The following is a 25812-nucleotide window of genomic DNA, read 5'->3' on the forward strand; positions in this document are numbered from 1 at the left end:
CACGCCGACGTCCGCCTCCTGGCTCAACATGGTCGAGCGCTTCTTCCGCAGTTTGACAACGGATCGACTCCAGCGCGGAGTCTTTCGTAGCGTCCATGAACTGACCGTCGCAATCCATGAATATATTGCGGCCCATAATCAGAATCCGAAGCCGTTTGTATGGACCGCCAAGGCTAACGACATCCTGCAAAAAGTGATCCGTGCCAATCGGAGGCTTAGTTCAAAGAATAACGAAGCACTACACTAGAGGAGCAGGCATGGCACTTGTTATGAAGGCATATTTTTGCAACATGAACAATAAGCGTGAATAAGCATGGAATATTGCCAAGCGAAAATCTTTTGCGCTATGCTCATTCTGCCCGCCCAGGCCGCCACAAGCGGCCGCGCCTGCAGGAATACTTTGAGACAGCTTGCTTGCCAGACCAATATGCGAAAAAAGAATACTGCAGCTCGGACACCCAGCACCGCCACCCGCCCCATCCCCGGTGCCGGGCGGCGCGTAACCTCGTATGACGTGGCCCTGGTGGCCGGCGTGTCGCAATCGGCCGTGTCGCGCTGCTTCAAGCCCGACGCCAGCATCTCGCCTGCCACCCACGCCAAGGTCATGCAGGCGGCCATCATCCTCGATTACATCCCCAACGCGGCCGCGCGCAGCCTGATCACGCGGCGCTCGAACCTGGTGGCCGTCATCATTTCCAACCTGGCCAATTTGTACTATCCGCAAGTGTTGTCCGACCTGAGCCAGCAAATCGCCCGCCAGGGCAAACGTTTATTGCTATTTACACTGGAGCGCGAAGCGGACATCGGCAAAGTCTTGAACGATGTGTGGCAATACCAGGTCGATGGCGCGGTCGTGGCCGCCTACCTGTCGGACCAGCAGATGGCCGAATTCGGCCGGCGCGACGTGCCGCTGGTGCTATTCAACCGCAGCCCCCGCGAGCATGCCGTGCATGCCGTGCTGTGCGACCAGGGCGAAGCGGCGCGCCTGCTCGTGTCGCGCCTGGCCGAGGCGGGCCACCGCCAATTCGCCATCATCGACGGCCCCGGCGACTCGGCCGTCGCGCAGGAACGCAAGGCCGGCGTGCTCGACCGGCTATTCACGCTGGGTTTGCCCGCGCCCATCGTCGTCAGCGGCAACTACGATTACGCCAGCGGCGGACGGGGCTTGCGCAAGGTCATCGACCGCCTGGGCCGCGTACCGGACGCCGTCATTTGCGGCAACGACATCATGGCCATCGGCTGCCTGGACACGGCGCGCCACCAGATGGGCATCCAGGTGCCGCTGCAGATGTCGGTGGCCGGCTTCGACGCGCTGGAAGCATCCGGCTGGCTCAGCTACGACATCACCACACTGCGCCAGCCCGTGCAAAAGATGGCCACCGATGCCGTCGCCATGCTGGGCGAGCTGATGGAACGGCGCGGCGGCATTGCCGAGCGGCGCCGCTATTGCTCATATCTGGTGGAGGGGAGCACGGCAAGGCTGACCAGCGAACCTCAGCGTTTCGGCCTGATGGCAGCCGCCTGAAAGCAAAAAAACCTCGTATCGCTGCGAGGTTTTTTGTTGTTGCATCGGCTGTATTAACCGAAGATCTTACCCTTGAGCATATTCAAACCCTGACTGACGAGGTCATTGCCTTCTGGCACTTGACCGTTCGGCGTCAGCTTGTCGATCAGCTGGGGCAGCAAGGCAGCCAGGCCGCCCGAGGCCGCCTCCGGGGCGACGCCCGCTTTTTCAGCGATCTGGGTGATCGTGTCGGCGCCCAGCGCATCCTTGATCTGCTCGCCGGAAACGGGCGCATTGGCGCCGCTGCCGATCCAACTGGCCACCTGGTCGCCCAGGCCGCTTTCCTGGAATTTCTGCAGCAGGCCGGGCAAGCCGCCATGCTGGTTCACCAGGTCCATCACACTGGCCATCAATCCCGATGGCGCTTCCCCATCCGCGCCCTTGTTACCCAAAGCGCTCATCGCTTGTCCTGCAAGTTGATCCAGCAAACTCATCGTATTCTCCTGAACGCTATCGATTCGTGCCGCGTGACTGCGGCGTTCGGCATGGCGCAGACCATTCTACCCATGGAAAACATTATACTATGGATAATAAAAATGCTATAATTGCAATTTTTCGGAGAGCGCTTGGACTGACTCACTGTCGAGCCACCCACCTCCATCATATTTAGTTCGGCACAACATGCAAGCGCAAAATGACGCTTCGCAAAACCGTGTAGAATAATTTTTCCTACTTACTGAGGAGTATCAACACATGAACATCAATAAAGCGATAGACAAAGCCTACGAAAAAACAACGTTCAAGGAAATCGCTGATGCGCCCGTCGATGCCCTGCAAGGCGTGAACGAGAAGGATGCGGAGCTGCTCAAGCAAGCGTTCAACATCAAGACCGTGCGCGATCTGGCGAACCTGAAATACGCGAAGTGGGCGCGCGCCATCGTCACCCTGGCCGATACGGAAGAATAGACCGGGCCATGCCCCTGGCATTCCCGTCAGCACAGCCCGTCCCAGTCGGCGGGTTTTTTCATTCCGGCCCACTATCGGCTGGCAAGCTGCTAGCCACGCGGAGGCGCCATTGAGCACGCCATTCGCCACGCCGCTGACCCTGCCCGGCATCTGCTGGCCTTTGCAAGCGAGCACAGGCCATCTTGCCGTCACCACCTCGCACATCACGGGCCACTTTCGCGCCGGTTCGGGACTGGACGCCATCATCCTGTGCGAGCTGCTGCCCGCCGGAAAGTTTCGCAATGGCGCGGCGCGCCACTGGTGCCGCACGCATCAGTGCTACTGGGGCACGCAGGCCGACCTGGCCGACTGGCAGGCCACGCGGCAGATGCGTTGCCGCCAGCACGCCAGCCCCATGGGCTATGTGCTGTATCCGGAACTATTCGACCCCATGCAGTTTCACGCCACCACCTTGCGCCTGGGCCCCGATGGCTTGGTGCAACTGCGCGCCCGGGCCGATGAGGGCGGCGCCCTGTTCAGCCGCGACCTGCCTGCGCTGGCCATCGACTGCCGCGCCCTGCCCGGCGTGTTTCCTTCCGACATGGTGCAGCTCAATGTCACGCCGCCGGCCGCGCACGCCTACGCCGCCGCCTTGCAGGTGGGCACGCCGCTGGACTGCAGCGACTGCGCCCGCTGCGGCCACCCGCACCTGGACCTGGGCAGCTTCGCGCTGGCGCCGCACCGGCGCCACAGTTGCGGCCAGTGCGGCCATGACGCCTCGCATAGCGCCACGCCCATCGTCTCGTCGCCCCTGTGGCGCTTGCGTCTACGCATCACGCAATGCGACTGAAAGTGCGCCGGGCCACAGTCAGGCGTGCCGCGTGCGCGTAGACTGGACGCCTCGCCACCATCAGGACAGCCGCGATGCCGCACGCCCCGCCATCCGCCGAAAATAGCCAGCCCGGCGAGGAAGGCGACTTGTCCGACCTGCTCAGCGAATTGCGCATCCTGCTGCCGGGAGCGCAGATGCTGACGGCCTTCCTCATCATCCTGCCCTTCAACGGCGGTTTTGCAAAGATCGTGCAGGCGGAAAAAATCGTCTTCCTGCTGACGTTTTTCCTCTCCATGACCAGCTTGGTGCTGCTCAGCGCGCCAGCCATCCAGCACCGCGTCATGCGCCCCCTGCAAGACCGCGAACGCTTCAAGCGCGTGGCCGACCGCATCATGATGGCGGGGGCGCTGTCGCTGGCAATGGCGTTCATTCTCGGCACCAATCTGGTGATGTCGGAAGTGTTCGGCCACATCGCGGGCATCGTCGCTTGCACGCTGATGGGGTCACTCATCATTTGCATGTGGTGGTGGCTGCCCTTGCACTTGAAGCACGCCAGGAAAATCTAGACGGCTACGCCCGCCTGCTGCAACTGGGTTGGGCGGGAAATCCCCGCCAGCGGGCGCAAATCCACCTTGCGCCAGGCCAACCACAGCGGCGTGCGGTAACTGAACCACGGCAAGTCGCGCACCACCACGCCGGCCGGCGCGTGCTGGGGCAGACTGTGCTGGATCATGGCCATGCCCAGCCCGCCCGCCACCGGGCCCAGCGCCGTCAGCGGTTCCGTGGCTTCCAGGCGGATATCGGGCGTAAAACCGGCGCGCGCGCAGGCGGCGACGGAATTATCGTGTTTCAAGCCGCTTTCCTTGTGCAGCACGGCAATCCATTCCTGGCCCGCCAGGTCCGGCGGCGCGCGGTCGGCCTGGTGCGCCAGCGGGTGCGCGGCGGGCATGGCGCAAGGATGGCAACTGATTGGCCGCGTCAACTCGCTGCCGGACCGGCTGCCCTAGATTCCCCGCAGCACCTTCAGCGACGGGGGCCGCATCCGCCATCTGGCAAAGCCGGCCGGCGACGTCATCGTCGAGCAACGGGAAATGTACAACAACGGGGCGCGCAGCGACAGCTATTCGACTCTGCAAGCGCCGCTTCCCGCCACCGATTACCTGTCGACCCTGCGGGTGGCGCCCCTCGCTGGCAGCGCTGGCGCACGGGTCACCTGGTCCGGCCGCTTCACGCCCGTGGGCCTGAGCGAGCAGGAAGTGACGGGCCTGTTCCACGGCATCTATGTAGCGGCCCTGCAAGCGCTGCGGCAATCATTGGCAAAATAACACGCAACGCAGGCCACGCCGCCACCGCCAGCTTTTTTTCGCTTGCCCCGTGGCGGAATCACGCGCATTCCGTGTTATCGTTAACAAATAGTGCAAGCGCTGCCGTGTGCAATGCAGCAAATTGTAGCCATCAGCCAGCAGAGCTTGCCCGAATCTTTTACAATGTTGTCTTTGGGCAGTTCTTATAGCCCGAAAATATACTTGCCGGCCATCGACTCTGGTTGCGCATTGCCGCCTGCGGCCTGGCCACAGCGCGCCGCTCCACCCTGTCATTCTTTACCCAACTAACAAGCACATGCACGCCTCCGTAGATCCCCTGATTCCGCGCGTCACTGCGCCTTTTGGCGCTGGCTATGCCGACCTGGCCCTGGCCATCGGCGGCCTCGCCATCGGCACGGGCGAATTCGCCTCCATGAGCATCTTGCCCGTGGTGGCCGACGACCTGGGCACGACCTTGCCGCAGATGAGCCACATGATCAGCGCCTACGCGCTGGGCGTAGTCATCGGCGCACCATTAATCACCATCTTCCTGGCGCGCATGCCGCGCCGGCTGATGCTGATCTGCCTGATGCTGATGTTCGCTGGCGGCAACTTGCTCAGCGCCATCGCCCCCAACTATGGCTTGCTGGTCGTCACCCGCTTCGTCGCCGGCATCCCGCACGGCGCGTATTTTGGCGTGGCAGCCCTGGTGGCGGCCGCGCTGGCCGAACCGGACAAACGGGGACAGGCTGTCGCCCGTGTCTTGATGGGTTTGACCGTGGCCAACATCTTCGGCGTGCCGCTGGCCACGTACATCGGCCAGACTCTGGGCTGGCGCTCGGCCTTCTTGCTGGTCGCCGCGCTGGGCTTGCTGACCATGCTGATGGTGCGCATCTTCGTGCCCATGGTCGCTGCCGGGGATTCCAGCCCGCGCCGCGAGCTGGGCGTGTTCCGCCGCCTGCAGGTGTGGCTGACCCTGCTGATGGTGGCGATCGGCTTCGGCGGCATGTTCGCCGTCTACACCTTCATCACGCCCACCTTGCTGGAAATCACGAAAGTGTCACCGCTGGTGATCTCCATCTTGCTGGCCATCATCGGTGTCGGCATGACCTTGGGTAACCTGATCGGCGGCTGGCTGGCCGACCGCTCGCGCCTGTGGACCATCTTCGGCGTGCTGTTGTGGAACGTGGCCGCGCTGGCCGCGTTTACTTATACCAGCAGCAATGTCTGGTTGACCGCGATCAACCTGTTCGCCATCGGCGCCGGCATCGCCGTCGCCCCCGCCGTGCAAACGCGGCTGATGGACGTGGCCGGCGACGCGCAAACGGTGGCTGCCGCCCTCAACCATTCTGCCTTCAACATCGCCAACGCCCTGGGCGCCTGGGCCGGCGGCATCGCCATCGCCATGGGCATGGGCTTGCGCTCGACGGGATGGGTCGGCGCCATGCTGGCCTGCGGCGGCATCGTCGTGCTGGGCATTTCCGTGCTGGTGGAAAACCGCAGCCGTAATGTGGGCGGCGCGCAGCCGGCTTGAACGGTTCAGCATGCGGCCGCCGGGCGGGTCAGCAGCTAGCCGTGCCCGTTCGACGTCACGCGGGAATAGCGCTGCTCAAACTCGGCAGTACTACCGGCTTCGGCCCATAGACGCGCGATGTATGCGAACTCCCGCTCGAACGGCTGTTCAAAATCGGCCACGTCCGTCGCATATTCGCAATTGCGGCTCAGCATGACCAGCCAGTCGGGATAATCGAGCGCCGGATACAGGCGGGTAAAGATGGCATCGAGCGACGACACGCTTTCCCGCCCCGTCAGGCAGGCGGCGCGCAACTCAACGATGTATTTGCCCGCCAGGAACTGGTCGTCAAGCCGTTGCTCGCCCCGGTAGCGCTCGAGAATCACATCCGCCAGCGGCAGCACTTCATCGGCGCCTCGGGCGCTGGCCAGCAGCACGACCTCCAGGTCGTCGCCTTCCTGGTCCAGGCGCAAGCGCTCCACGGCCCAGTCCACGCAGCGGTCCGCCTGGCCAAAACCCATGCGCAGCTGGAAAACGGCAAGTTCAAGTTCTGTCAGTTGTTCCATCACATCCATTTGCTCATATTCTTTTCATCGCGCCTGCAGCATCTTTTGCAGCGCTGCATCGAGCTCGTAAAAATCCACGGGCTTGGTCAGGTGCAAATCAAAGCCCGCATCGGACGCCATCTGGCGGTCCTTGTCCTGGCCCCAGCCCGTGACGGCCACGAGGATGGCATCCTTGCCGCAGGGTTCGCTGCGCAACAGTCTCGCCACCTCGTAGCCATTCATGTGCGGCAAGCCGATGTCGAGCAATATCACTTGCGGCATGAAGGTTTGCGCTGCCGCAATACCTGCCTCGCCATCATAGGCCGTGCGTACTTCATAGCCGAGGATATCGAGCGCCAGCGCCAGGCTTTCGGCCGCATCGGCGCTATCGTCGATCACCAGCACGCTGCCCTCGCGCGTGCCGGTCAGCAGGCGGCGCTCCACGGGCGCGGGCGCCTGCAGCGGCACGGCCGACAGCGGCAAACGCAGTTCGAAGGTGCTGCCTTGACCCACGCCAGCGCTGTGTGCGCTGATGCTGCCGCCATGCAATTCGGCCAGTCCCCGCACCAGCGACAGGCCGATACCCAGGCCGCCCTGGGCGCGCGACAGGGCCGGCTCCAGCTGCGAAATCAGGTCGAACACCTTGTCCAGGTGCTCGGGCGCGATGCCGATGCCCGAGTCGCGCACGCTAATGCGCACCTCGTGTTGCGTGCATGCCACGTCCAGCCAGATGACACCGTTGGCGGGCGTGTACTTGACGGCGTTGGTCAGCAGGTTGGAGATCATCTGCGCCAGGCGCGTGGCGTCGGCGTCGAGCCAGATGGGCTGGGGCCATTGCTCCACGTGCACCTTGTGGCCGGACTGCGCCGCCAGCTCGGCGACGCTGTGCAGGGCCGCGTCCACCACGGGCGCCAGTTCCACGCTGGCGCGGCGCAACTCCAGACGGCCCCGCGTGATGCGCGACACTTCCGTCAGGTCGTCGACCAGGTGCGTCATGTGGCCAATCTGGCGGCCCAGCACGTCGCGCGCCCAGCGCAGCTGCGGGTCGTCCAGCTGCACCAGCCGCAGCACTTCCAGCACATTGCGCATCGGCGCCAGCGGGTTGCGCAGCTCGTGCGCCAGGGTCGCCAGGAATTCGTCCTTGCGCCGGTCGGCGGCCGCCAGCTGCTCGTTGAGCTCGCCGGCCTCCTTGCGCGCCAGTTGCAGCTGCTGCTCGTATTTGCGCCGGTCGCTAGCGACAAAGACGGCGACCTCGTCATAACGCACGCCCTCGTGCACGCGCCGCACGGCATTGAACAGCATGGGGATGGACTGGCCCTGGCGCTGGCGCATGTCGAGCAGGATTTCCGACACGCTGCCCTGCACCTGCATCAGCGGCAGCCAGTGCGTCTGGTGGAACATGCGCCCGCCGATGGTCAGCAAGTCCTGCAGTTTCTTTTTCCCAAGCAATTCCCTGGCGCCATAGCCGAGCCAGCCACAAAAGGTGGCGTTCGCCTGCACGATGGTACCGTCGGCCGTGCACAGCAGCAAACCGCAAGCGGCATGCTGGAACAAGGTGTTGGTATCAGGCAAGGAAGGCATCGTGTCGCGCATTACAGGTGCAGGCCGTCGAGAAAGTGGCGTATGGCCCGGTAACTGGCATCGGGCGCGCTCATGTGCGGGCAATGGCCCATGTTCTCGACCACGTGCAGGCGGCTGTGCGGCAACATTTCGCGCAAATAATCTCCCACGGGCAGCGGCGCGATGAAGTCATCGCTGCATTGCACGATCAGGGCCGGCGTGCTGTTGCGCGGCAAGGTGGCGCGGTGATCGGACAGGAACGTGGCTTGCGCGAAATGCCGGGCAATGACGGGATCCGTGCGGCAAAAGCTGTTCGCCAGGTCTTCTCCCAGCGCCGGCTGCCCGGACGCGCCCATGATGGCCGGCGCCATACTGGCGGACCAGCCCAGGTAGTTGCTATCCATGGCATCGAGCAAGTCGTCGATATCGGCACGGCTGAAGCCGCCCCGGTAACCGGTGGCCGCGTCATCAATATAGCAGGGCGACGGCGCCAGCATGACTTGCGCGGAGAACAGCCCCGGCTCGGCAATGGTCGCCAGCAAGGCACTCATGGCGCTGACGGAATGGCTGACGCAAATCACGGGGCCGCCGCCGACGGCATGAATAACTTGCCGCAAATCGGCGCCATGCGCGTCGAGCCGCGCGTAGCTATCGACATCATAGGCACTGAGGTCCGACCCACCGCTGCCGACCAGGTCGAACAGCACGGTGCGGTAGCACGGACGAAACAGCGGTTCCAGGTAGCGCCACATGGTTTGGTCGCAGCCGAAGCCGTGCATGAACACCATCGTGGTGGCCGCGCCCGCCTGTGGCCCAGCGCTGCATTCGCTCACGCGGACATTGTTACGGTCTTCTATGCGCATGCCTGTTTTGTCCTGAATATTTCCACATGGAATGTAAATTAACTTCTTGCCAGGCACTGCTAACAGTGGGCAACGCCGCAGAGCGGCGGTTATGGAAGTCAGAAATCACAATAATTTATTGGGGCTTACTTAACATCTTAGCATGCGCCATTTGACCCTGGGCAACACCATTGGTGCTGGACAAATGCCATGCCACGGCGGATAATGAGAACGATTCCCATTATCAAATTACCAGGCGTGTGCCTGGTTTTCCCAGTGCACCGCCATGGCGCACGCTGGCCGCAACAAGCCGGTTTCATGTTGAAGGTTTGTACCGCATGCGCGCTTTCTGGACTGTCATACACCGCTGGGCTGGCCTGACCATCGCCCTCTTCCTCATCGTCGCGGGCCTCACGGGCGCCGTCACGTCGTGGGACCATGAACTCGATGAATGGCTCAACGCCGACATCATGGACACGCCGGGCCGCGGCCCCCTGCAGCAACCATGTGCGCTGGCGCGAAAGGTGGCTGCCGCCGACCCGCGCGTGGAAGTCAATTACATGACCCTGGGCCTGGAAGAAGGCCATGCGGCCGCCTTCATGGTGCGCCCGCTCACCGACCCGAGCACGAACACGCCGTTCGTGCTCGACTACAACACCGTCTACATCGACCCCGTCACGGGGCACATCACCGGCACGCGCGATTCGACGGCCATTTCCCTGTCGCGCCGCAGCCTGATGCCGTTTTTACGCCATCTGCACTACAGCCTGCACGTACCCGCCTTCTGGGGCACGGACCGCTGGGGCTACTGGCTGATGGGGAGCGTCGCCCTGATCTGGCTGCTCGACAGCATGGTGGCGTTTTACCTGACGACGCCGCGCCGTTTGCGCGAACGGCTTGATGCACCACGCCACCGCGACGCCGCCAACTGGTGGCAGCGCTGGAAACCGTCGTGGGTGGTGCGCTGGGCGGCCGGCGGCTACAAGCTCAATTTCGATTTGCACCGCGCGGGCGGCCTGTGGGTATGGGCCATCATCGCCGTCGTGGCGTTTACCTCGTTCTCGCTGAACCTGTACCGCGAAGTGTTTTATCCCCTCATGTCGCTCGTTTCCACCACCACGCCGGGACCATACGAAACGCAGACGCCGGCACCCTACGGCACGTATATCACGCCCGTGATCGGCTTCGAGCAGGCAGTAGACATTGCGAAAAAGCAAGCTAAACATCGCGGCATCGCGGCCCCCATCGGCGGCATTTATTATGGCGGAAATTATTCCTTCTACAACGTCTCCTTCTTCGACCCGGCCGACGAATTCGGCGCGGCCGGCATGGGCCTGTCGAACCTGTACGTCGATGGCATGGACGGCAGCATCATCGGCCAGCACAAGCCCTGGGAAGGCACGGCCGCCGACGTCTTCGTGCAACTGCAATTCCCCCTGCACTCGGGCCGCATCCTCGGCTTGCCGGGGCGCATTTTGATGTCCTTCATGGGGCTGATGGTGGCCATGCTGTCGGTGACGGGCATCGTCATCTGGGAAAGAAAACGCCGTTCGCGCCGGCTGCAGGCGCATAAACCGCAGGCAAGGTCAACATAAGCGCTGATGCTATCAAAAGAAAGCTGCTGCCGGAATAGCGCCATACATCCGGCTACAGCTTTATGCTTGGCGGTTTCCTTCGGGAATTCCCATCAATAAAAGAGCCAGCTAAGAACGATCATTACGGCGCATATTGCGACAAAAATGTAGTGGGTGATTCTTTCATGCTGCGGTGCTTCTGCAAGGCGCTGATCCGAAGTTTTTGAAATAACATCCTTGAATGTATGTCTGTCTGGTGGCACTTTCAAGTTTCCTCTTCAATACCTCAACGCTCACTTTATCTGACTGCCCCAACCGCCCAGGACGCCCCCCAGCGTTCGCTAACGCGGACATTGCCCCCAGCTATGCATGCTTGTGTCGTCCTGAGTATTTCCGCATGGAATGCAATGTAGCATCTTGCTGGGATTTTAGCATGCACGATTCCCCGCAACTCAAGGCCATTGGCACAGAACAAACGCCTTGCCATGCCAGGCACGATGAGAATGAATTTCATTGTTAAAACAAAATTTTCAATGCCGGCCCCTTCTCGTGCGTTTCGGTGGCACCTGCTGACGCGGCAAGCCATTTAGACGGGCACTCTGCAAGCACATCCACACCAAAAAACACAGTGACTGGCCCCGCTGCCCTTCTGCTTAAGGTGATTTCCAGGCCCAAGGCCGCCAGCGACCGTAATCACCACGCCTGTTTTTGCTGGCGCCGCCCCGTACCCACGCCAGGCGTACGGGGCGGCGAACATACGGCAAGCCCTGGCAACGCAGCCATGCCCCCCGCCCTCAGCCCCGCGATCCCGGCCAGCACTTAAATCGCACTATCCCAAGGCGCCGACAGCCTGACCGCGCAATTAATCAAGCCCACCATCGAATACGTCTGCGGGAAATTGCCCCACATTTCGCCCGTCACGGGGTGCGTGTCTTCCGATAGCAAGCCCAGGTGATTGCGCGCCATCAACATCGTTTCGAAGATTTTGCGCGCCTCATCCTTCCTGCCGATGCGCGCCAGGGCGTCGATGCGCCAGAAGGTGCAGATGTTGAAGGCGGTCTCGGGTTTACCGAAGTCGTCGGGCGCTTCGTAGCGGCGCATGTAGGGGCCGTCGCACAGCGACGCTTCCAGCGCATCGACTGTCGCGATGAAACGCGGGTCCATGGGGTCGATGAAGTTGACTTCCGCCATCAGCAGGACGGAGGCGTCGAGGTCGCGGCCGCCCAGGCTTTCGGCGAAGGCCTGGCGCTCCTCGCTCCACGCTTCGCGCAGCAGGCGCTCGCGGATCAGCACGGCGCGGCTGTTCCAGTGGTCGGCCCGGTCCGGCAAGCCCAGCTTATGCGCCACTTTCGCCAGGCGGTCGCAGGCGGCCCAGCTCATCAGCATGGACGAGGTGTGGACGCGCGCCCGCGTGCGCAACTCCCACATGCCCGCGTCCGGCTCCGCGTGCAGCCTGAATGCCTGTTCGCCCACGGCTTCCAGCGCGGCAAACTCGGCCTTGCCGGCCCGGTGGAACAAGCGGTGATCGAGGAAGGCCTGCGCCGCGCCCAATACAATATTGCCGTAAACATCGTGCTGAAAGTGTTCCTGTGCCTGGTTGCCCACGCGCACGGGACCGTTGCCCCGGTAGCCGGGCAAGTGGTCGAGCGTGGATTCCGGCAACTGTTCTTCCAGGCCGATGCCGTACAGGGGCTGGATGTGGCCGCCTTTCGAGCGGGCCACGATATTCGTCAGCCAGCGTAAATACTCTTCCATTGTGCCCACCTCAGACAGGCTGTTCAGGGCGCGCACGACAAAGAAGGCGTCGCGCAGCCAGCAATAGCGGTAATCCCAGTTGCGGCTGCTGCCGGGCGCTTCGGGAATGCTGGTGGTCATGGCGGCGATGATGGCGCCCGTGTCTTCATATAAAGACAGTTTCAAGGTGATGGCGGCGCGGATGACCACGTCCTGCCATTCCAGCGGTACGGCCAGCCGGCGCGTGTAGGTGCGCCAGTAATTGATGGTTTCCTTTTCGAAGATGCGCGCTGTCTCGTCGATGCCGCCGGCCAGGGTTTCATCGGGGCCCAGCAGGAAGTTGGCCGTGCCGCCCAGCACGAAATACGTTTCGCTCAGTACATAGTTGAGCGATACATCCGTGTTCAGACGCAAGGTCTGTTCCGGCCCCACATAGCGGATGTGGTGGCTGCCCTGTGTGATCTGCGGCGCCAGCTTGCCCCAGTCGTAGCGGGGGCGCAGGCGCACGCGGATGCGCACGGCGTGATCGAGCGGACGCACGCGGCGGATCAGCATCAGCGGGCGGAACATGCGGTCGCGGCTGAGGAAACGGGGCGCGAAATCCGTGATTTCCACGCCGCGCCCTTCGGTGTCGTACAGGCGCGTGCGCAAAACGGCCGTGTTCGGCTCGTAGAATTGCTCGCTGCGCGCAAAATTTTCAATGTCGATGCCCCACACGCTGCCGTTTTCCGTCGCGTCCAGCAGGCGGTTGAAGACGGGATCGCCATCGAAGCGGGGCAGGCAGGACCAGACCACCTGCCCGGCCTGGTCAATCAGGGCGCTGAAGGCACAATTGCCCACCACGCCGCAGTTCAGGCTAGCCTGGATGGGCGTGGCGGGTGCCGACGCGCTGGCTGCCGCGCTGGCGGAAGCAGCCTGCGAGGCGGCGGCGCCGCTGGGCGCGTCATATGGTTGTTCTTGGGATTGCGTCATTATTTACTCCTTCTGGGGATACGGAGGCGGCCAGCAAGGCGGCGCGCAAGGCGCCCGGGCTGGCCAGGCGCAGGGTGGCGGCGCTGGGGCCGCTACCCACTTTCACGCCCTGCCCGCCAACTTGTTGTACAAAGGCAAAGCCTGCCTCGTCGGTGGTGTCGTCGCCCGTAAACACCGGCCGGCGGCCGGCAAACGGGGCTTCCTGCATGAAGGCGGCGATGGCGCCGCCTTTGTCGGTGGCGGCCGGCTTGGCTTCCAGGACCATTTTGCCATGCAATAGCAACACCCCCGGGCACGCTTGCACGGCAGCCGTCATTTCCTGTGAGCACAATTGCTCGAGTTCCGGCGCCAGCCGGTAATGCAGGGCCACGGCGCCCCGCTTGTGCTCCACCAGCAACCCTGGGTGGGCAGAGGCCAGGGCCCTGGCGCGCGCCAGCACGGGCGCCACGTCGGGCGTGCTCGCCACATGCAGCGCGCCATCGGCGCCGCGCCGCTCCACGCCATGCACGCCCGCCACCGGCAAGACCAGGGGCGCCAGCATGGCATCGATCTGCGCCACGGGACGCCCGGAAATGAGGGCCAGCGCGCCGCCATGGCGCTCGGCCAGCAGCGCCAGCGCTTCGACCACGCCCGGTTCCAGGCGCACGCCATCGGGCGTGGGCGCCAGGTCGACCAGGGTGCCGTCGAAGTCGAGGAAAACGGCGCTGCCGGGCATGCTCAGCAGCTGCAACAGGGCCGCGCTATCGTCAGGTATCGCCGTCATCAAATCCCCTTGCGCCGCTTGATGCGGCTGTGGGCGTCGATCTTGGTCATGACCTTGTCGCGCTGGCGCAAACGGGCCGCGTCCAGCAGCATGCGCCCGGCCCAGCGATAGACATTGAAATGTTTGACTCTGGCACGCATGCTCTTCATGCGCTCGCGCTGTTCCACGGGCGGCATCACCAAGCCACGGTACAGCGCATCGGCGCCCTGCTCGATGTGATAAGGATTGATGATCAGCGCTTCATGCAGTTCCCGCGCCGCGCCGGTGAATTGCGACAGCACCAGCACGCCCATCTCGTCATCGCGCGCGGCGATGAATTCCTTGGCCACCAGGTTCATGCCGTCATGCAAGCTTGTCACCATGCACACTTCCGAGGCGCGGAAATAGCGCTGCAAGTCGTCCTGGCCATGGTGCTCCGCTTTCAGCAGGATGGGTACATAATTGCCGCTGCCGAAGCGGCGGTTGATGCGCTCGACCATCTTGCGCACCCTGGCATCGAAGCTTTGATATTCATCGAGTGAGGCGCGGCTGGGGGCGGCGATTTGCACAAACGTAAAATTGCCCACCATACCGGGCTGCTGTTCCAGCATGCGTTCGACGGCCTGGAAGCGCTCGACAATGCCTTTCGTGTAATCGAGGCGGTCCACGCCGATGCCCAGCAAGTGGTCGGGCGCCACGCCCAGTTCGGCGCGGATTTGCGCGCGGCACATGGCCACGTCGGGCTGCTCGGGATGATCCTCGGGCCAGGCGATGGAAATCGGGTAATCCTCCACCTGCGTCATCTCGCCGCCATAGAAAATGGTCGACGCTTCCGGCTCGATGCGGGTTTCCAGGTAGCGGTCCACCGTTTCCAGGAAATTCTTGCGGTGGAAAGGCGTGTGGAAGCCCAGGATGGTGCTGCCCAGCAAGCCGTCGAGGATTTCTTCGCGCCATGGGCAAATACCGAACGATTCCGAGTTCGGCCACGGTATATGCCAGAAAGTGATAATGGTCGCCTTCGGCAAGGCTTCGCGCACCATGCGCGGCAGCAAGGCGAAGTGGTAATCCTGCACCAGCACGACGGGGTTGTCCGTCTTCGCCTCGGCAATCACGGCGTCGGCGAAGCGACGGTTGACCTTCACATACTGATCCCAGTCGGTCGAGCGGAACACGGGGCGCACGTGGGCGATATGGCACAGTGGCCACATGCCTTCATTGGCGAAGCCATAATAATAGCCCTGCTCTTCCTCTTCCGTCAGCCACACGCGGCGCAGGGTATAGCTGGGATTGTCGGGCGGCACGGGCACGTGGTCGAGTTTATCCACCGTTTCGCGGTCGGCGGAACCGGCGCCATGCGCGATCCAGGTACCGGAACAGGCGCGCATTACCGCTTCCACGGCCGTCACCAGGCCGCTGGCCGGGCGCTGCACCGTAATACCTGCGTCTGTTTTGGTGTGGATGTACGGTTCGCGGTTCGACACCACCAGCACTTGATCTCCCGCAAGGTCCGCTTCCAGCAAGCCGCGCAGTTTTTCCGGCGTCCACTCCGAAGTCCAGCCACTGTCGCCCTGGCGTTCGAGATGGTATTCCTGCAGCAATTCGCGCAAGTCGCCGATCAGCGGCTGCATTTCCGGCGGTGGCGCGGGCGCGGCGGCGGGTGCATCGGCGGCCTGGATGGCCGTGACGCTGCGCGGCATCAACTCGCCCCGCAAGATATCCTTCACGGCCGACAGCCAGCCGCGCCAGCTCAGGTGAGCGACGAAGACGGTCATCAGGGAAATCAGCACGGCCAGCACGGCCAGGAAGGCAAAGATGAAACGCTTGGTATCGGTATTGCGGCGCTCGACAAAGCTCATGTCCTGCACCAGCACCAGGCGGCCCAGCTGGGTAGCGTCCTGCATGACGGGTGTTTCGCTGACGTGGACTTGCCCTTGCGGCAATTGCGCCAGGGATTTGTACAAGCCGCCCGTGGAAGGCGTGCTCCAGCAGCCGATGGAGGCCGGGTATTGCGCGGATTGGTAGACGAGGTGGCCGGCGTTGTCGCAAAAGCCGATGGCGATCAGGCGTTCGTCACGCGTGGCGCCCTGGAACAGTTCGCCGATGCGGCCTGCATCTTGCGCGGGCAGGTATTCGGTGAGCGAGGGTCGCAGGGTTCCAGCGAGCAATTCCGCCCGGCTGTCGAGGTCACGCACATACCAGCGCAAGGTAATATTATCGAGCAGGGGTACCACAATATAAGCAAACAATCCCAGCACCAGAGCCAGTGGCAGGATGAAGCGCAAGGACATTCGGAGTGATCGTACTATCATCGTTTTCCTTTGCAGACATTAACAACCATTGCAAGTATGGCTATATTTTCAATAGAGCGGCGCCCGTTTGCTTTCCGTATTGAAACGTCAACGTGACATGGCGCAGCGCAGCAATTTCTGCCAGTATCCACCTTGCTGCAACTCTTATCCGTTCGGCAACGCACACCCCCGCCTTACCGTCTACCCGTAAAATGGCCGCTTTCGACATCCATTTCAATCTTATAGAAGGAGTTTTCGCCTATGGATCTCAGCACGTTTCACTCGCTGATGGGAGGCCCGCTGCGCTCGGCGCTGACCGTGCTCGTTTCCGCCCTGCTCGTCATCCTGGTCGCCATCGTCGTGCACCAGGCCGGCATTGGTTTACTGAAAAGACTGGCAAATGGCCGCCCGTTCACCAGCAACGCCACGCGCGTCGCCTTCCGCGCCAGCCAGCTGTGCGTGATCGTCTTCGGCCTGCGCATGGTGCTGGCCGGCGCGCCCGACGACACGCCGGGCCTGGTCGCCATGTCGCATATCACCAGCGTGGCGCTAATCATCGCACTGACCTGGCTGGCCATGCAATGCATCCAGGCGCTTTCCATCACGATTTCTGAAGTCAACCCCGTCGACGTGGCCGACAACCTGCGCGCGCGCCGCCTGATCACACAAGCGCGCGTGCTGACGCGCAGCGCGCACGCCATCGTGGTGATCCTGGGCCTGGCCTTCGTACTGCTGACCTTGCCCGGCGCACGGCAGATCGGCGCCAGCCTGCTGGCCTCGGCCGGCGTGGCAGGCCTAGTGGCCGGTATCGCCGCCCGCCCCGTGCTCGGCAATTTCATTGCAGGGCTGCAAATTGCGTTCTCTCAACCCATCCGCATCGACGACGTGCTGATCGTCAACGGCGAATGGGGCACGGTCGAGGAAATCAAGGGCACGTATGTGGTCGTGCGCGTGTGGGATGAGCGCCGTTTGATCGTGCCGCTGCAGTGGTTCATCGAAAACCCGTTCGAAAATTGGACGCACAGCTCCTCCACCCTGCTGGGCACGGTATTCCTGTGGCTCGATTTCAGCATCCCGCTAGCCCCCCTGCGCGCGGAACTGACGCGCATCTGCGAAGGGGCCAAGCAATGGGATGGCCGGGTCTGCACCGTGCAGGCGACGGATTCGAACGAGCGGGCCGTGCGCGTGCGTTTTCTCATCAGTGCGATAGATTCGGGCACGGCCTTCGAGCTGCGCTGCATCGTGCGCGAGCAGATGCTGGCATTTATTACGGCCAACTACCCGCACGGCTTGCCCCGTTTGCGCTCCACGCACGACCCCATCGAGGTGCGCGAAATGCAGGCGCAGAACGATACGGTGTCGCTGTACAAAGCTGAGAACCGGGCTTAACAAAACCCTGCGGCGCGCTGCCTTCGCCCGCGCGCCGCTACAATGGGCCGCATGAGCACCACCGCCTGGTTCATCCTGATCGGTTGCCTGATGCTGGCGCGCGGCCTGGGCGCCGACCGCATCGCGCGCCTGCCCTTGACTTCGGCCATGGCGTACCTGGGCGTGGGCCTGCTGCTGGGCCCCATGTTCCTCGGCCTGTTTGCGTTCGACTTGGTGCAGCAGGCGCCGCTGCTGGAAACCCTGACGGAAATCGCCGTCCTCATCTCCCTGTTTTCCGCCGGCGTAAAGATGCCCGTGCCCTTCAGCCTGGCGCGCTGGCTGCCCTCCTTGCGCCTGGCCTGGCTGTCGATGGCCATCTCCGTGGCCCTGGTGGCCGTGTTCGCCTGTTTCGTCCTGGGCATGCCCCTGGGCGCGGGCGTGCTGCTGGGCGCCATCCTCGCGCCCACCGACCCCGTGCTGGCCACCGACGTGCAGCTGCGCCATGCGGGCGACAGCGAGCAATTGCGCTTCATGTTGACAAGCGAAGCGGGCATGAACGATGGCAGCGGCTTTCCTTTCGTCATGCTGGGCCTGGGCTTGTTGGGCCTGCATGAGCTGGGGCCGCATGGCGCCACCTGGCTGTGGCGCGATCTATTCTGGGCCAGCGGCGCCGCCATTGCCCTGGGCGCGGCCGGCGGCGCATTGCTGGCCTGGTTGGGCTGGCAGGTGCGCGCCAAAGCGCCGAAACACGCCATGCTGGACGACCTGGCGGCCCTGGGCTTGATCGCCCTCGTGTATGGCGTGGCCACGTGCTTGCACGCCTGGGGCTTTCTGGCCGTGTTCTTTGCCGGCGTGGCCTTGCGCCAGACGGAACTGCGGCTGAGCGGCGCGCCGAAAGACCGGCAAGGCTTGCTGCAGGCCGAGGAAACGCATGCCGTGTCCGCCGCCAAGCCGCTCGGCAGCGAGGTGCCGCTGACCGTCAGCGGCGAATCCCTCGTCTTCAAGGAACACCTGGAACGCCTGTCCGAACTGACCCTGGTGCTGTTGCTGGGCGGCACGGTCACAGCGGCAGCCTGGAGCTGGCAGGCGTGGAGCGTGGCGCTGTTCCTGCTGCTGGTGGCGCGCCCGGCCAGCGTGATGCTCGGCTTGCTGGCCTCGGGCACCAGCATGCGCGTGCGCGGACTGGCCGCGTGGTTCGGCGTGCGCGGCATCGGCTCCCTGTACTACCTCAGCTATGCCATCGCGCATGGCTTGCCGCGCGGCCTGGCACGCGAATTGGCCGACATCACCCTCGTCGTCGTCATCTTGTCCATCGTCGCGCATGGCCTGACCGTCAAACCCCTGCTGGAACGCTACTGGCGCAAATAACTGGTGCAAATAAGCGCTGGTCAGCCGCCTTTGTCATTGCTGCAAAGCAATGATTTGTCAATTGCCCCTATGGCGGGCGGAAATATTGTTAAGATCATTAAAAACGGCTAAAGAGAGTATCAATGAAACGAAGAAGCGTGCTGGGACTGGGCGTCTCACTGGCCCTGCTGCAAACGGGCTGCGCCACCGATCCGGCCAGGCTGGCGTGGGAAACGGAATTTGACGGCTTCATGCGCGATGGCCTGGCCCGCACGGAAACGCCGGGCATGAGCGTGGCCGTGGTGCGCGGCGAGCAAACCATCTTCGCGCGCGGCTATGGCTGGGCCGACATCCAGGCCGGCAAGAAGGCCGATGCCAACACGGTGTTCCATGTCGCCTCCGTCAGCAAGCTCGTCACTGCCACGGCCATCATGATGCTGCTGGAACAAGGGGCCTTCCAGCTCGACGACAAGGTGGCGGCCTATCTGGACTTCCCGCTCATGCATCCGAAGTTTCCCGACGTGCCCATCACCTTTCGCCATTTGCTCAGCCACACCTCGGGCATTTCCGATGCCGTGTATGAAAAGACAACGGCGTTTGCCGTGCAGGGCGACCCGCGCCTGCCCCTGCGCGACTTCCTCAAGGGCTATCTGTCGCGCGGCGGCGCCTGGTATGACGCGGATGTATCGTTTGCCGCCCGACCCGGCACGGAATGGCGCTACAGCAATGTGGGCATCTCCCTGCTCGGTTATCTGGTGGGCCGTTTGAACCCCGATGGCCTCGACGCCTATACGCACGAGCACCTGTTCGAGCCGCTGGGCATGGACAGCACGGCCTGGAGCCTGGCCGGCTTGCCGCGGCGCGCCGTGGTCGCCCAGCCGTATGCACACAAGGAGGCGGGACTGCAAGTGCTGCCGCCGGTCGGCTATCCCGACTGGCCAGCCGGTCTGCTGCGCAGCTCGGCGCATGACTTTGCCCGTTTCCTGGCCATCTACAGCAATGGCGGCCGGGTCGATGGCCACCGCTACGTGCAAGATGCCACCCTGCAATTGTTTTTCGCCCCGCAAGCGGCGCCAGTCGTGCCTGCCGACTCGTCGGTGCGCCAAGCCCTGGTCTGGCTGCTGCGCGACGTCGACGGCAAGCCGCTGGCCACGCACAGCGGCGGCGACCCGGGCGCCGCGTCCGTCGTCTGCGTCGACCGCGCCAGCAGAACTGCCGTGCTGGCCTTCGCCAACGTCAGCGCCGACAAGGAATTTCGCTCATTCCAGAAAGAAGTCGTACTGCGCCTGCTGGCCCATGGCGGCAGCGGCGCGCCATCGCCAAAGAAATTCTAGGCGCCGAACCAGCCGCGCAGCTTGTCGGCGGCACGTTCCTTGACCTCGGCCGTGATGTAGGTGGCGACCGTGGCGACGGCCGCCGCCAGCACAGCGAGATCATCCGCATAGCCGATCACGGGGGTGAGGTCGGGAATCGCATCGATGGGTGAAATAAAATAGCCGAGCGCGCCATAAATGGCCGTCTTGGCCCACAGCGGCGTATTCGGCTGCTGCGCCGCGTAGTACAGCCACAAGGCTTTCTCGATGACTTCGCGTCCCGCCGTTCTGGCAAACTTGACGACCTTGTCCCAGAAGCTGTCTTGCGTGTATTTCTTTTCATACTGCTTGTCGGCCTGGGGGGCGTGGTCTTCTTCCAGATTCTTTTTTCTGCCAAACATCTGCTGCTCCTGTCTGCCGCGCACGGCGTTACGAATGCGCACCTTAGCATAACGGCGCGCCGGGTGCGCGGCGTACAAGGTAAGCTATCACCATGGAAATATCTGCTGCCACCACGGCCCGCGCCGCCGGCCTGCGCTACACGGGCGACCACCAGAACGGCATCGTCCGCCTGGGCAAGCCCGGCAAGTTCCGCTACCGCGACGCGGATGGCCAGAGCCTGCGCGATGCCGCCACCTTGATGCGCATCAAGGCGCTGGCCATTCCCCCAGCCTGGACGGACGTGTGGATCTGCCCGCGCGCCAACGGCCACCTGCAGGCCACGGGGCGCGATGCGCGCGGTCGCAAGCAATACCGCTACCATGCGCGCTGGCGCCAGGTGCGCGACGAGGTCAAGTATGAGCGCATGCTCAGCTTTGGCCGCGCCCTGCCCGCCATCCGCGCCGCCGTCGCGCGCGGCATGCAGTTGCCCGGCTTGCCGCGTGAAAAAGTGCTGGCCACCATCGTGCACCTGCTGGAATTGACGATGATGCGCATCGGCAACGAAGAATATGCGCGCACCAACAAATCGTTCGGCCTGACCACCCTGCGCACGCGCCATGTGCAAGTCGACGGCAGCGCCGTGGCCTTCCACTTCAAGGGCAAGAGCGGCGTGCGCCACGCTATCCGTCTGAGCGACCGGCGCCTGGCCCGGGTGCTGCAGCGCATGCGCGAACTACCGGGGCAGGAACTGTTTCAATATGTCGATGACGGCGGCGAACGCCACGGCATCGATTCCGGCGACGTCAACGATTACCTGCGCGAAGTGACGGGCGAAGAGTAAACGGCCAAGGATTTCCGCACCTGGTCCGGCACCTTGCTGGCCGCGCTGGCCCTGCAGGCGTTCGAACAGGTCGATTCCGAGGCGCAGGCCAAGAAGAACATCGTGCAAGCGATCGAGTCGGTGGCTAAAAAACTGGGCAATACGCCGACGATCTGCCGCAAGTGCTATGTGCACCCGGCCGTGCTGGAATCGTATCTGGAGGGGAGTTTACTGGAAGGCATGCGCGCGCGGGCGCGGCAGCAGTTGCAAGAGGACTTGCCGGCGCTGGCGCCGGAAGAAGCGGCCGTGCTGGCCCTGCTGCAGCAACGGCTGCAGGCTGCGCTCAAGCCTGGCGCGCGGGCTGCGGCTGGCACTGGGCCGACAGTGTGAGGGCATCGCTGCTGCAGATGGGCAAGGCACCGTGGCCCGCATCGCGCGCCACGGCGGCCGGCGCGCCATCATTCGTCTGCGCATCGCCCGTATTCATCAGCGTGGCCGCCAGGGTAGCGAAGGTAAACAGGCAAATCAGCAGGAACGGTTTGTTCAAATGGCTGGGCTTGGCTAGCGTGGGCATCGCATACTCCGTCGGACTGGTTGGCTGTTGCAGCATGAACACGATCATCGCGTGTTTCCGCAAGGCATACAATCAGACAGTTTCGACAAGATGGGTAGGACAACGCTGACAGCGCCGATCGCCTGGGCAAGCGTCGGAAAACTTGACACCGGCAGCGCCCCTCTCCAGCCAAGCCCATGTTTTATAAGGATTATTTATTCAGGAACGCTTCCTGCTTGACCTGTTGCCTGGGCACGCTTGGCGCCAGTCACGGAGGAACGGTCATGAGCTTGATCAAACAGGCGCTGCTGGCGCTGCTGCTGTGCGCAATGTCCGCCGCGCACGCCACCAGCATCGGCTACACGGCGACCTCGCTGGGCGGCACGCAGTGGCGCTACGACTACACGGTCAGCAATACCACGCTTGCCATGCCCATCGCCGAATTCACCTTGTTTTTCAGCGTGGGCCAGTACGTCAAGCTGCACAATATCTCCACGGCGCCCGGCTGGGACGTGCTGCTGGTGCAGCCCGACGTGGCCATTCCCGCCAGCGGCTACCTCGACGCGCTGGCGCTGGCGGGCGGCATCGTCCCCGGCGCGACAGCCACGGGCTTTTCCGTCACCTTCGATTACCTGGGCGCGGGCAGCCCCGGCGCGCAGCCGTTTTCCATCCTCGACCCCGTTTCCTTCATCGCGCTCGATACGGGCAGCACGCAGCCGGCCGCCATCGCCCTGCCGGCCACGCCATGGCTGCTGCTGGCCGGCGTGCTGGCCATGGCCTGTCAGCGGCGGCGCCAGCTGGCCGCCACCGCCTTGGCCACGGCCCTGGCGCTGGCGCTGGGCCTGTGCGCCTGCGGCGGGCCGAACGATCCCCCGCAGCCGCCCGCGCCGAAAGTCATGCTGGCCGCGACGGCAACCACCGTCCAGGCCGCCGGCGACTTCGAAGTGACGCAGCTGGAAAAAGTGGCCGAACAGCGCGTCAGCCGCACGCTCTGGGACTACACTTACCGCGTGCACATCCGCAACAACAGCCGCGCGGCGGCCAGCAATGTGCAAGCCGTGCTGACCGGCGCGCCCGACGGCAGCACCATCATCGATGGCGAGGTGCTGGCCGGCAGCATCGACGCGGGCGCCACCGTCACGCCCGACGACACCATCATCGTGCGCATCGACATCGCCTTCCAGAGCGCGGCCCTGGCGTGGACTTTCAGCGCCAACGCCAGCTTAGCGCTCGACCCTGTGCTGCCCGCGCAAGTGGTCACGCTGTCGCTGGCCGAGCTGGGTTTGACGGACGGCGCCGACAGCGTCAAGGTCAGCGGCGCCGTCACGGATGTGCTGCTGCAGGACGGCAGCCTGCGCTTTTCCACGCCCGGCGACACGGGCGTGTACCAGCACGCCCAGTTTTCCCTCAGCAAGGGCAACAGCGTCACCATCCTGAACCTGCTGATCCAGTCGGAATTGCCCACGGCCGTGGAAACCTATGTGGAGCCGGACGATGACGGCAACTTGCCGGCAACCGCACCCGTGCTGGCCATCACGGGGCTGGGGCCGAACAACCGCCTGCAACCGGGTCCCCTGGCGTTTCGCCTGGTGGGCTCGCCGTCACTGGCCCTGCAGGACGACAGCGACGCCCTGCTGTCCATACCGGACGGCGTGGCCGTCAGCCTCAAGTCCTACTGGGTATTCGATGCCGCCAGCGCCACCTTCAGCGTCAGCGCCACGGCCATGCAGCAGTTGCTGGCAACCTTGCCCAACGGCAGCTACGACCTGAACCTCAATTTCGTCTCGCAGGATGGTGCATTCACGGCCAGCTATGCCTTGATCGTCATCAAGTCCTCTGCCTCCCTGCAAGGCCAGCTGCGCACGCCCACGGGCGCCAATGCCACGGGGCTGGCCGGCCAGAAGATGTTATTGGCTGGCTACAACAACCACCAGCGCCAGGTGGCCGTAATCGACGCCACGGGCGCCTTCCAGTTCGATGGCGTGCTGCCCGATACCTACCAGTTGACCTTGAACGACCTGGTCCACCCGAACATGGTCAGCGTCAGCGCCGTCGTCTTCGACAACAGCAGCAGCGTCAGCGTCGGCATCGTGTATCCGTACGCACCCGGCCTGGCCCGGCGCACCGCCTCGGCGCAGAGCTATGTGGCGGGCAAGGTCACGCAGGATGGCGCCGGTCCGTCCGCGCGCGCGGTGTCCGCCAGCCCCCGTGGCGCGGGCGACGTCACGCCGCAGGATGACGAAGGCAGCAAAACGTTTGCGGCCACCGCGGCCGCGCAACACCAGACCATCACCTCGCCCATCGCCTTCACGGTGCCCAAGGGCACGAAAAACGTGGGCGTGAAAATCACCGTCAGCACGGCCGAATACCCCGTCTACACGACGGCGCAAAGCCAGTACAACGATACCTGGTCGTACGCCGTGACGGGGCTGCCCGGGGTCAACCTGGCCGCCGCGGGCGCCGTCAACCAGACCCACTACACGCAGGGCACCATCGTCAGGACGGAATGCGTCGACGTCAGCAAGCAAACCAGGGAGGGGGCTTTGAGCCTGGGCGGCAATGTCAGTGCCACGAATATCGGCGACAGCGCCCTGGCCACGGTGACGACGGTGGAACTGAGTCTCGTGTGCAAGGGTTTGAAGGTGACGCAGGCAAAATTCCTCTCGCCGAACAAGGCCGGCCATCCCGTGCTGCAGCCGATCAAGCTGACGGGCAATCTGCCGGGGCCGTATGTGTCCGTCTCGCAAGGCGCGGCCACGGCCACCCACACCTTGCCGCTGGAATTGCACTACACGCCGGCGGCCGCGACGATTACGGAAGTCAATATCGGCATTTCGGCCGACGGCGGCAATCCCGCCTTCAGCACGGAGAATTTATTGTCCCAGACCAATACCAAGACTGCCGGCACAGTGACATTCCCCAGCCTGGTGCTGCCCGCCTTTGCCGGCGCAAAACTCGACAAGAAGGCCGTCGTCATGCTGCGCCTGAAAGGCCGCGTCGAGAATGCCGATGCCAGCTCCGACCCGGCCGAAGGGGGGCAAGTGGCGTTCAAGGGCAGCACGGCCTACATTCCCCTGTACCTGGCCAACAACGAAGCGGCGCTGGCGGCGCGCCGCTACGGCACGCGCGACGCGGGCGGCGATTCATGGGCTACGCGCCTGGCCATCGCCTGGCTGGAGGGCAAGGCTTACCGTTTCGACGACATCGGCGGCCAGCATGTGAAGCAGACGGCGGCGGGCGATGCCATCCTCGGCCATCGCGGCCACAGCGACGGCCAGCAGATCGACTTGCGCTACGCCGACGGCGCGGGCGGCTACTCGGATGCGCTGGGCGGCCAGAACAATGGCGCAGCCATCCACCAGCTAATCCTCGACGCGAAGGCGGAAGTGCTGGCCAACCCCGCGCAAAAGCCGACACTGGCAGCCCTGCTAGTGTAGTGCTTCGTTATTCTTTGAACTAAGCCTCCGATTGGCACGGATCACTTTTTGCAGGATGTCGTTAGCCTTGGCGGTCCATACAAACGGCTTCGGATTCTGATTATGGGCCGCAATATATTCATGGATTGCGACGGTCAGTTCATGGACGCTACGAAAGACTCCGCGCTGGAGTCGATCCGTTGTCAAACTGCGGAAGAAGCGCTCGACCATGTTGAGCCAGGAGGCGGACGTCGGCGTG

The 25812-nt window shown here is 63.7% G+C and carries 21 protein-coding genes and 3 pseudogenes; 13 read left to right on the forward strand and 11 right to left on the reverse strand.

The features are described from left to right. A pseudogene (locus CSZ94_RS22735) lies at positions 1-247 on the forward strand (IS630 family transposase); the annotation flags it as partial. A gap of 180 nt (positions 248-427) precedes the next feature. After that, positions 428-1525 carry a LacI family DNA-binding transcriptional regulator gene (locus tag CSZ94_RS22740; protein WP_102123604.1) on the forward strand — a complete coding sequence of 366 codons (1098 nt, stop codon included), beginning with the start codon at positions 428-430 and terminating at the stop codon, positions 1523-1525. 53 nt (positions 1526-1578) lie between these two features. On the opposite strand, the gene CSZ94_RS22745 is transcribed toward CSZ94_RS22740, so the two are convergent. Continuing rightward, on the reverse strand, positions 1579-1998 hold the full coding sequence (locus CSZ94_RS22745; protein WP_102123605.1) for a YidB family protein: 420 nt from the start codon (positions 1996-1998) through the stop codon (positions 1579-1581). A 259-nt stretch (positions 1999-2257) separates the two neighbouring features. Between CSZ94_RS22745 and CSZ94_RS22750 the strand changes: the two genes are divergently transcribed. From CSZ94_RS22750 to CSZ94_RS22760, 3 genes are all read left to right on the forward strand, one after another. Continuing rightward, entirely contained in the window at positions 2258-2470 is a 213-nt protein-coding gene (locus CSZ94_RS22750) for a hypothetical protein (protein WP_102123606.1), read from the forward strand. A 109-nt stretch (positions 2471-2579) separates the two neighbouring features. After that, the gene (locus CSZ94_RS22755; protein WP_102123607.1) at positions 2580-3299 is read left to right on the forward strand and encodes a hypothetical protein; all 720 of its coding nucleotides are present in this window, start codon (positions 2580-2582) and stop codon (positions 3297-3299) included. A 74-nt stretch (positions 3300-3373) separates the two neighbouring features. Beyond that, positions 3374-3847: a DUF6328 family protein gene (locus CSZ94_RS22760; RefSeq protein ID WP_102123608.1), complete on the forward strand. Its 474-nt coding sequence runs from the start codon at positions 3374-3376 to the stop codon at positions 3845-3847. On the opposite strand, the gene CSZ94_RS22765 is transcribed toward CSZ94_RS22760, so the two are convergent. Next, positions 3844-4230: a LysR family substrate-binding domain-containing protein gene (locus tag CSZ94_RS22765; RefSeq protein ID WP_102123609.1), complete on the reverse strand. Its 387-nt coding sequence runs from the start codon at positions 4228-4230 to the stop codon at positions 3844-3846. The two genes, CSZ94_RS22760 and CSZ94_RS22765, sit on opposite strands and share 4 nt — an antisense overlap. Before the next feature lie 91 nt (positions 4231-4321). On the opposite strand from CSZ94_RS22765, the gene CSZ94_RS22770 reads away from it, so the two are divergent. Continuing rightward, complete coding sequence (locus tag CSZ94_RS22770) at positions 4322-4606, forward strand: SRPBCC family protein (RefSeq protein WP_308410597.1); 285 nt, start codon at positions 4322-4324, stop codon at positions 4604-4606. A 295-nt stretch (positions 4607-4901) separates the two neighbouring features. Beyond that, on the forward strand, positions 4902-6119 hold the full coding sequence (locus tag CSZ94_RS22775) for an MFS transporter (protein WP_102123610.1): 1218 nt from the start codon (positions 4902-4904) through the stop codon (positions 6117-6119). A gap of 35 nt (positions 6120-6154) precedes the next feature. Here CSZ94_RS22775 and CSZ94_RS22780 read toward each other — a convergent pair whose 3' ends face one another. Genes CSZ94_RS22780 through CSZ94_RS22790 form a run of 3 tightly spaced genes read right to left on the reverse strand, consistent with a single transcriptional unit; the run spans position 6155 to position 9066 of the window. Further along, complete coding sequence (locus CSZ94_RS22780; RefSeq protein ID WP_146009879.1) at positions 6155-6664, reverse strand: hypothetical protein; 510 nt, start codon at positions 6662-6664, stop codon at positions 6155-6157. A gap of 24 nt (positions 6665-6688) precedes the next feature. Beyond that, positions 6689-8224 carry a hybrid sensor histidine kinase/response regulator gene (locus CSZ94_RS22785; RefSeq protein WP_258001152.1) on the reverse strand — a complete coding sequence of 512 codons (1536 nt, stop codon included), beginning with the start codon at positions 8222-8224 and terminating at the stop codon, positions 6689-6691. Positions 8225-8235: 11 nt separating this feature from the next. Beyond that, entirely contained in the window at positions 8236-9066 is an 831-nt protein-coding gene (locus CSZ94_RS22790; protein WP_102123613.1) for an alpha/beta fold hydrolase, read from the reverse strand. Between the two features lie 317 nt (positions 9067-9383). On the opposite strand from CSZ94_RS22790, the gene CSZ94_RS22795 reads away from it, so the two are divergent. After that, a complete protein-coding gene (locus CSZ94_RS22795; protein ID WP_102123621.1) occupies positions 9384-10640 on the forward strand; it encodes a PepSY-associated TM helix domain-containing protein in 1257 nt (418 codons plus the stop codon). Positions 10641-11438: 798 nt separating this feature from the next. Here the strand turns inward: CSZ94_RS22795 and CSZ94_RS22800 are convergent. From CSZ94_RS22800 to CSZ94_RS22810, 3 genes are read right to left on the reverse strand one after another with little or no spacing between them, the layout of a single operon-like run. Then, positions 11439-13325 (reverse strand): glycoside hydrolase family 15 protein, encoded by a 1887-nt coding sequence (locus tag CSZ94_RS22800; protein WP_102123614.1) that lies wholly within the window; start codon positions 13323-13325, stop codon positions 11439-11441. Next, positions 13297-14088 (reverse strand): trehalose-phosphatase, encoded by a 792-nt coding sequence (gene otsB / locus CSZ94_RS22805; protein ID WP_102123615.1) that lies wholly within the window; start codon positions 14086-14088, stop codon positions 13297-13299. The genes CSZ94_RS22800 and otsB overlap by 29 nt, the downstream gene beginning before the upstream one ends. Continuing rightward, on the reverse strand, positions 14088-16376 hold the full coding sequence (locus CSZ94_RS22810; RefSeq protein WP_180977587.1) for an alpha,alpha-trehalose-phosphate synthase (UDP-forming): 2289 nt from the start codon (positions 16374-16376) through the stop codon (positions 14088-14090). Before CSZ94_RS22810 ends, otsB begins: the two co-directional genes overlap by 1 nt. A gap of 240 nt (positions 16377-16616) precedes the next feature. On the opposite strand from CSZ94_RS22810, the gene CSZ94_RS22815 reads away from it, so the two are divergent. The 3 genes from CSZ94_RS22815 (at position 16617) to CSZ94_RS22825 (ending at position 20404) form a co-directional block, all read left to right on the forward strand. After that, the gene (locus CSZ94_RS22815; protein ID WP_102123617.1) at positions 16617-17744 is read left to right on the forward strand and encodes a mechanosensitive ion channel family protein; all 1128 of its coding nucleotides are present in this window, start codon (positions 16617-16619) and stop codon (positions 17742-17744) included. A gap of 51 nt (positions 17745-17795) precedes the next feature. After that, positions 17796-19091: a cation:proton antiporter gene (locus tag CSZ94_RS22820; protein WP_102123622.1), complete on the forward strand. Its 1296-nt coding sequence runs from the start codon at positions 17796-17798 to the stop codon at positions 19089-19091. Between the two features lie 122 nt (positions 19092-19213). Continuing rightward, on the forward strand, positions 19214-20404 hold the full coding sequence (locus CSZ94_RS22825; RefSeq protein WP_102123618.1) for a serine hydrolase domain-containing protein: 1191 nt from the start codon (positions 19214-19216) through the stop codon (positions 20402-20404). Here CSZ94_RS22825 and CSZ94_RS22830 read toward each other — a convergent pair. Further along, positions 20401-20784, reverse strand: a complete 384-nt coding sequence (locus CSZ94_RS22830; protein ID WP_102123623.1) for a YkvA family protein — start codon at positions 20782-20784, stop codon at positions 20401-20403. The genes CSZ94_RS22825 and CSZ94_RS22830 overlap by 4 nt on opposite strands. Before the next feature lie 92 nt (positions 20785-20876). On the opposite strand from CSZ94_RS22830, the pseudogene CSZ94_RS22835 reads away from it, so the two are divergent. Beyond that, positions 20877-21974, forward strand: a pseudogene (locus CSZ94_RS22835) (DNA topoisomerase IB). Here the strand turns inward: CSZ94_RS22835 and CSZ94_RS22840 are convergent. Further along, positions 21928-22194, reverse strand: a complete 267-nt coding sequence (locus tag CSZ94_RS22840) for a hypothetical protein (RefSeq protein WP_146009880.1) — start codon at positions 22192-22194, stop codon at positions 21928-21930. The pseudogene CSZ94_RS22835 and the gene CSZ94_RS22840 sit on opposite strands and share 47 nt — an antisense overlap. A gap of 227 nt (positions 22195-22421) precedes the next feature. On the opposite strand from CSZ94_RS22840, the gene CSZ94_RS22845 reads away from it, so the two are divergent. Beyond that, complete coding sequence (locus CSZ94_RS22845) at positions 22422-25574, forward strand: hypothetical protein (protein ID WP_102123620.1); 3153 nt, start codon at positions 22422-22424, stop codon at positions 25572-25574. Here CSZ94_RS22845 and CSZ94_RS22850 read toward each other — a convergent pair. Next, positions 25566-25812: pseudogene (locus tag CSZ94_RS22850) on the reverse strand (IS630 family transposase); the annotation flags it as partial. The gene CSZ94_RS22845 and the pseudogene CSZ94_RS22850 sit on opposite strands and share 9 nt — an antisense overlap.

Source organism: Janthinobacterium sp. ROICE36 (assembly GCF_002869965.1).
Taxonomy (GTDB): Bacteria; Pseudomonadota; Gammaproteobacteria; order Burkholderiales; family Burkholderiaceae_D; genus Janthinobacterium.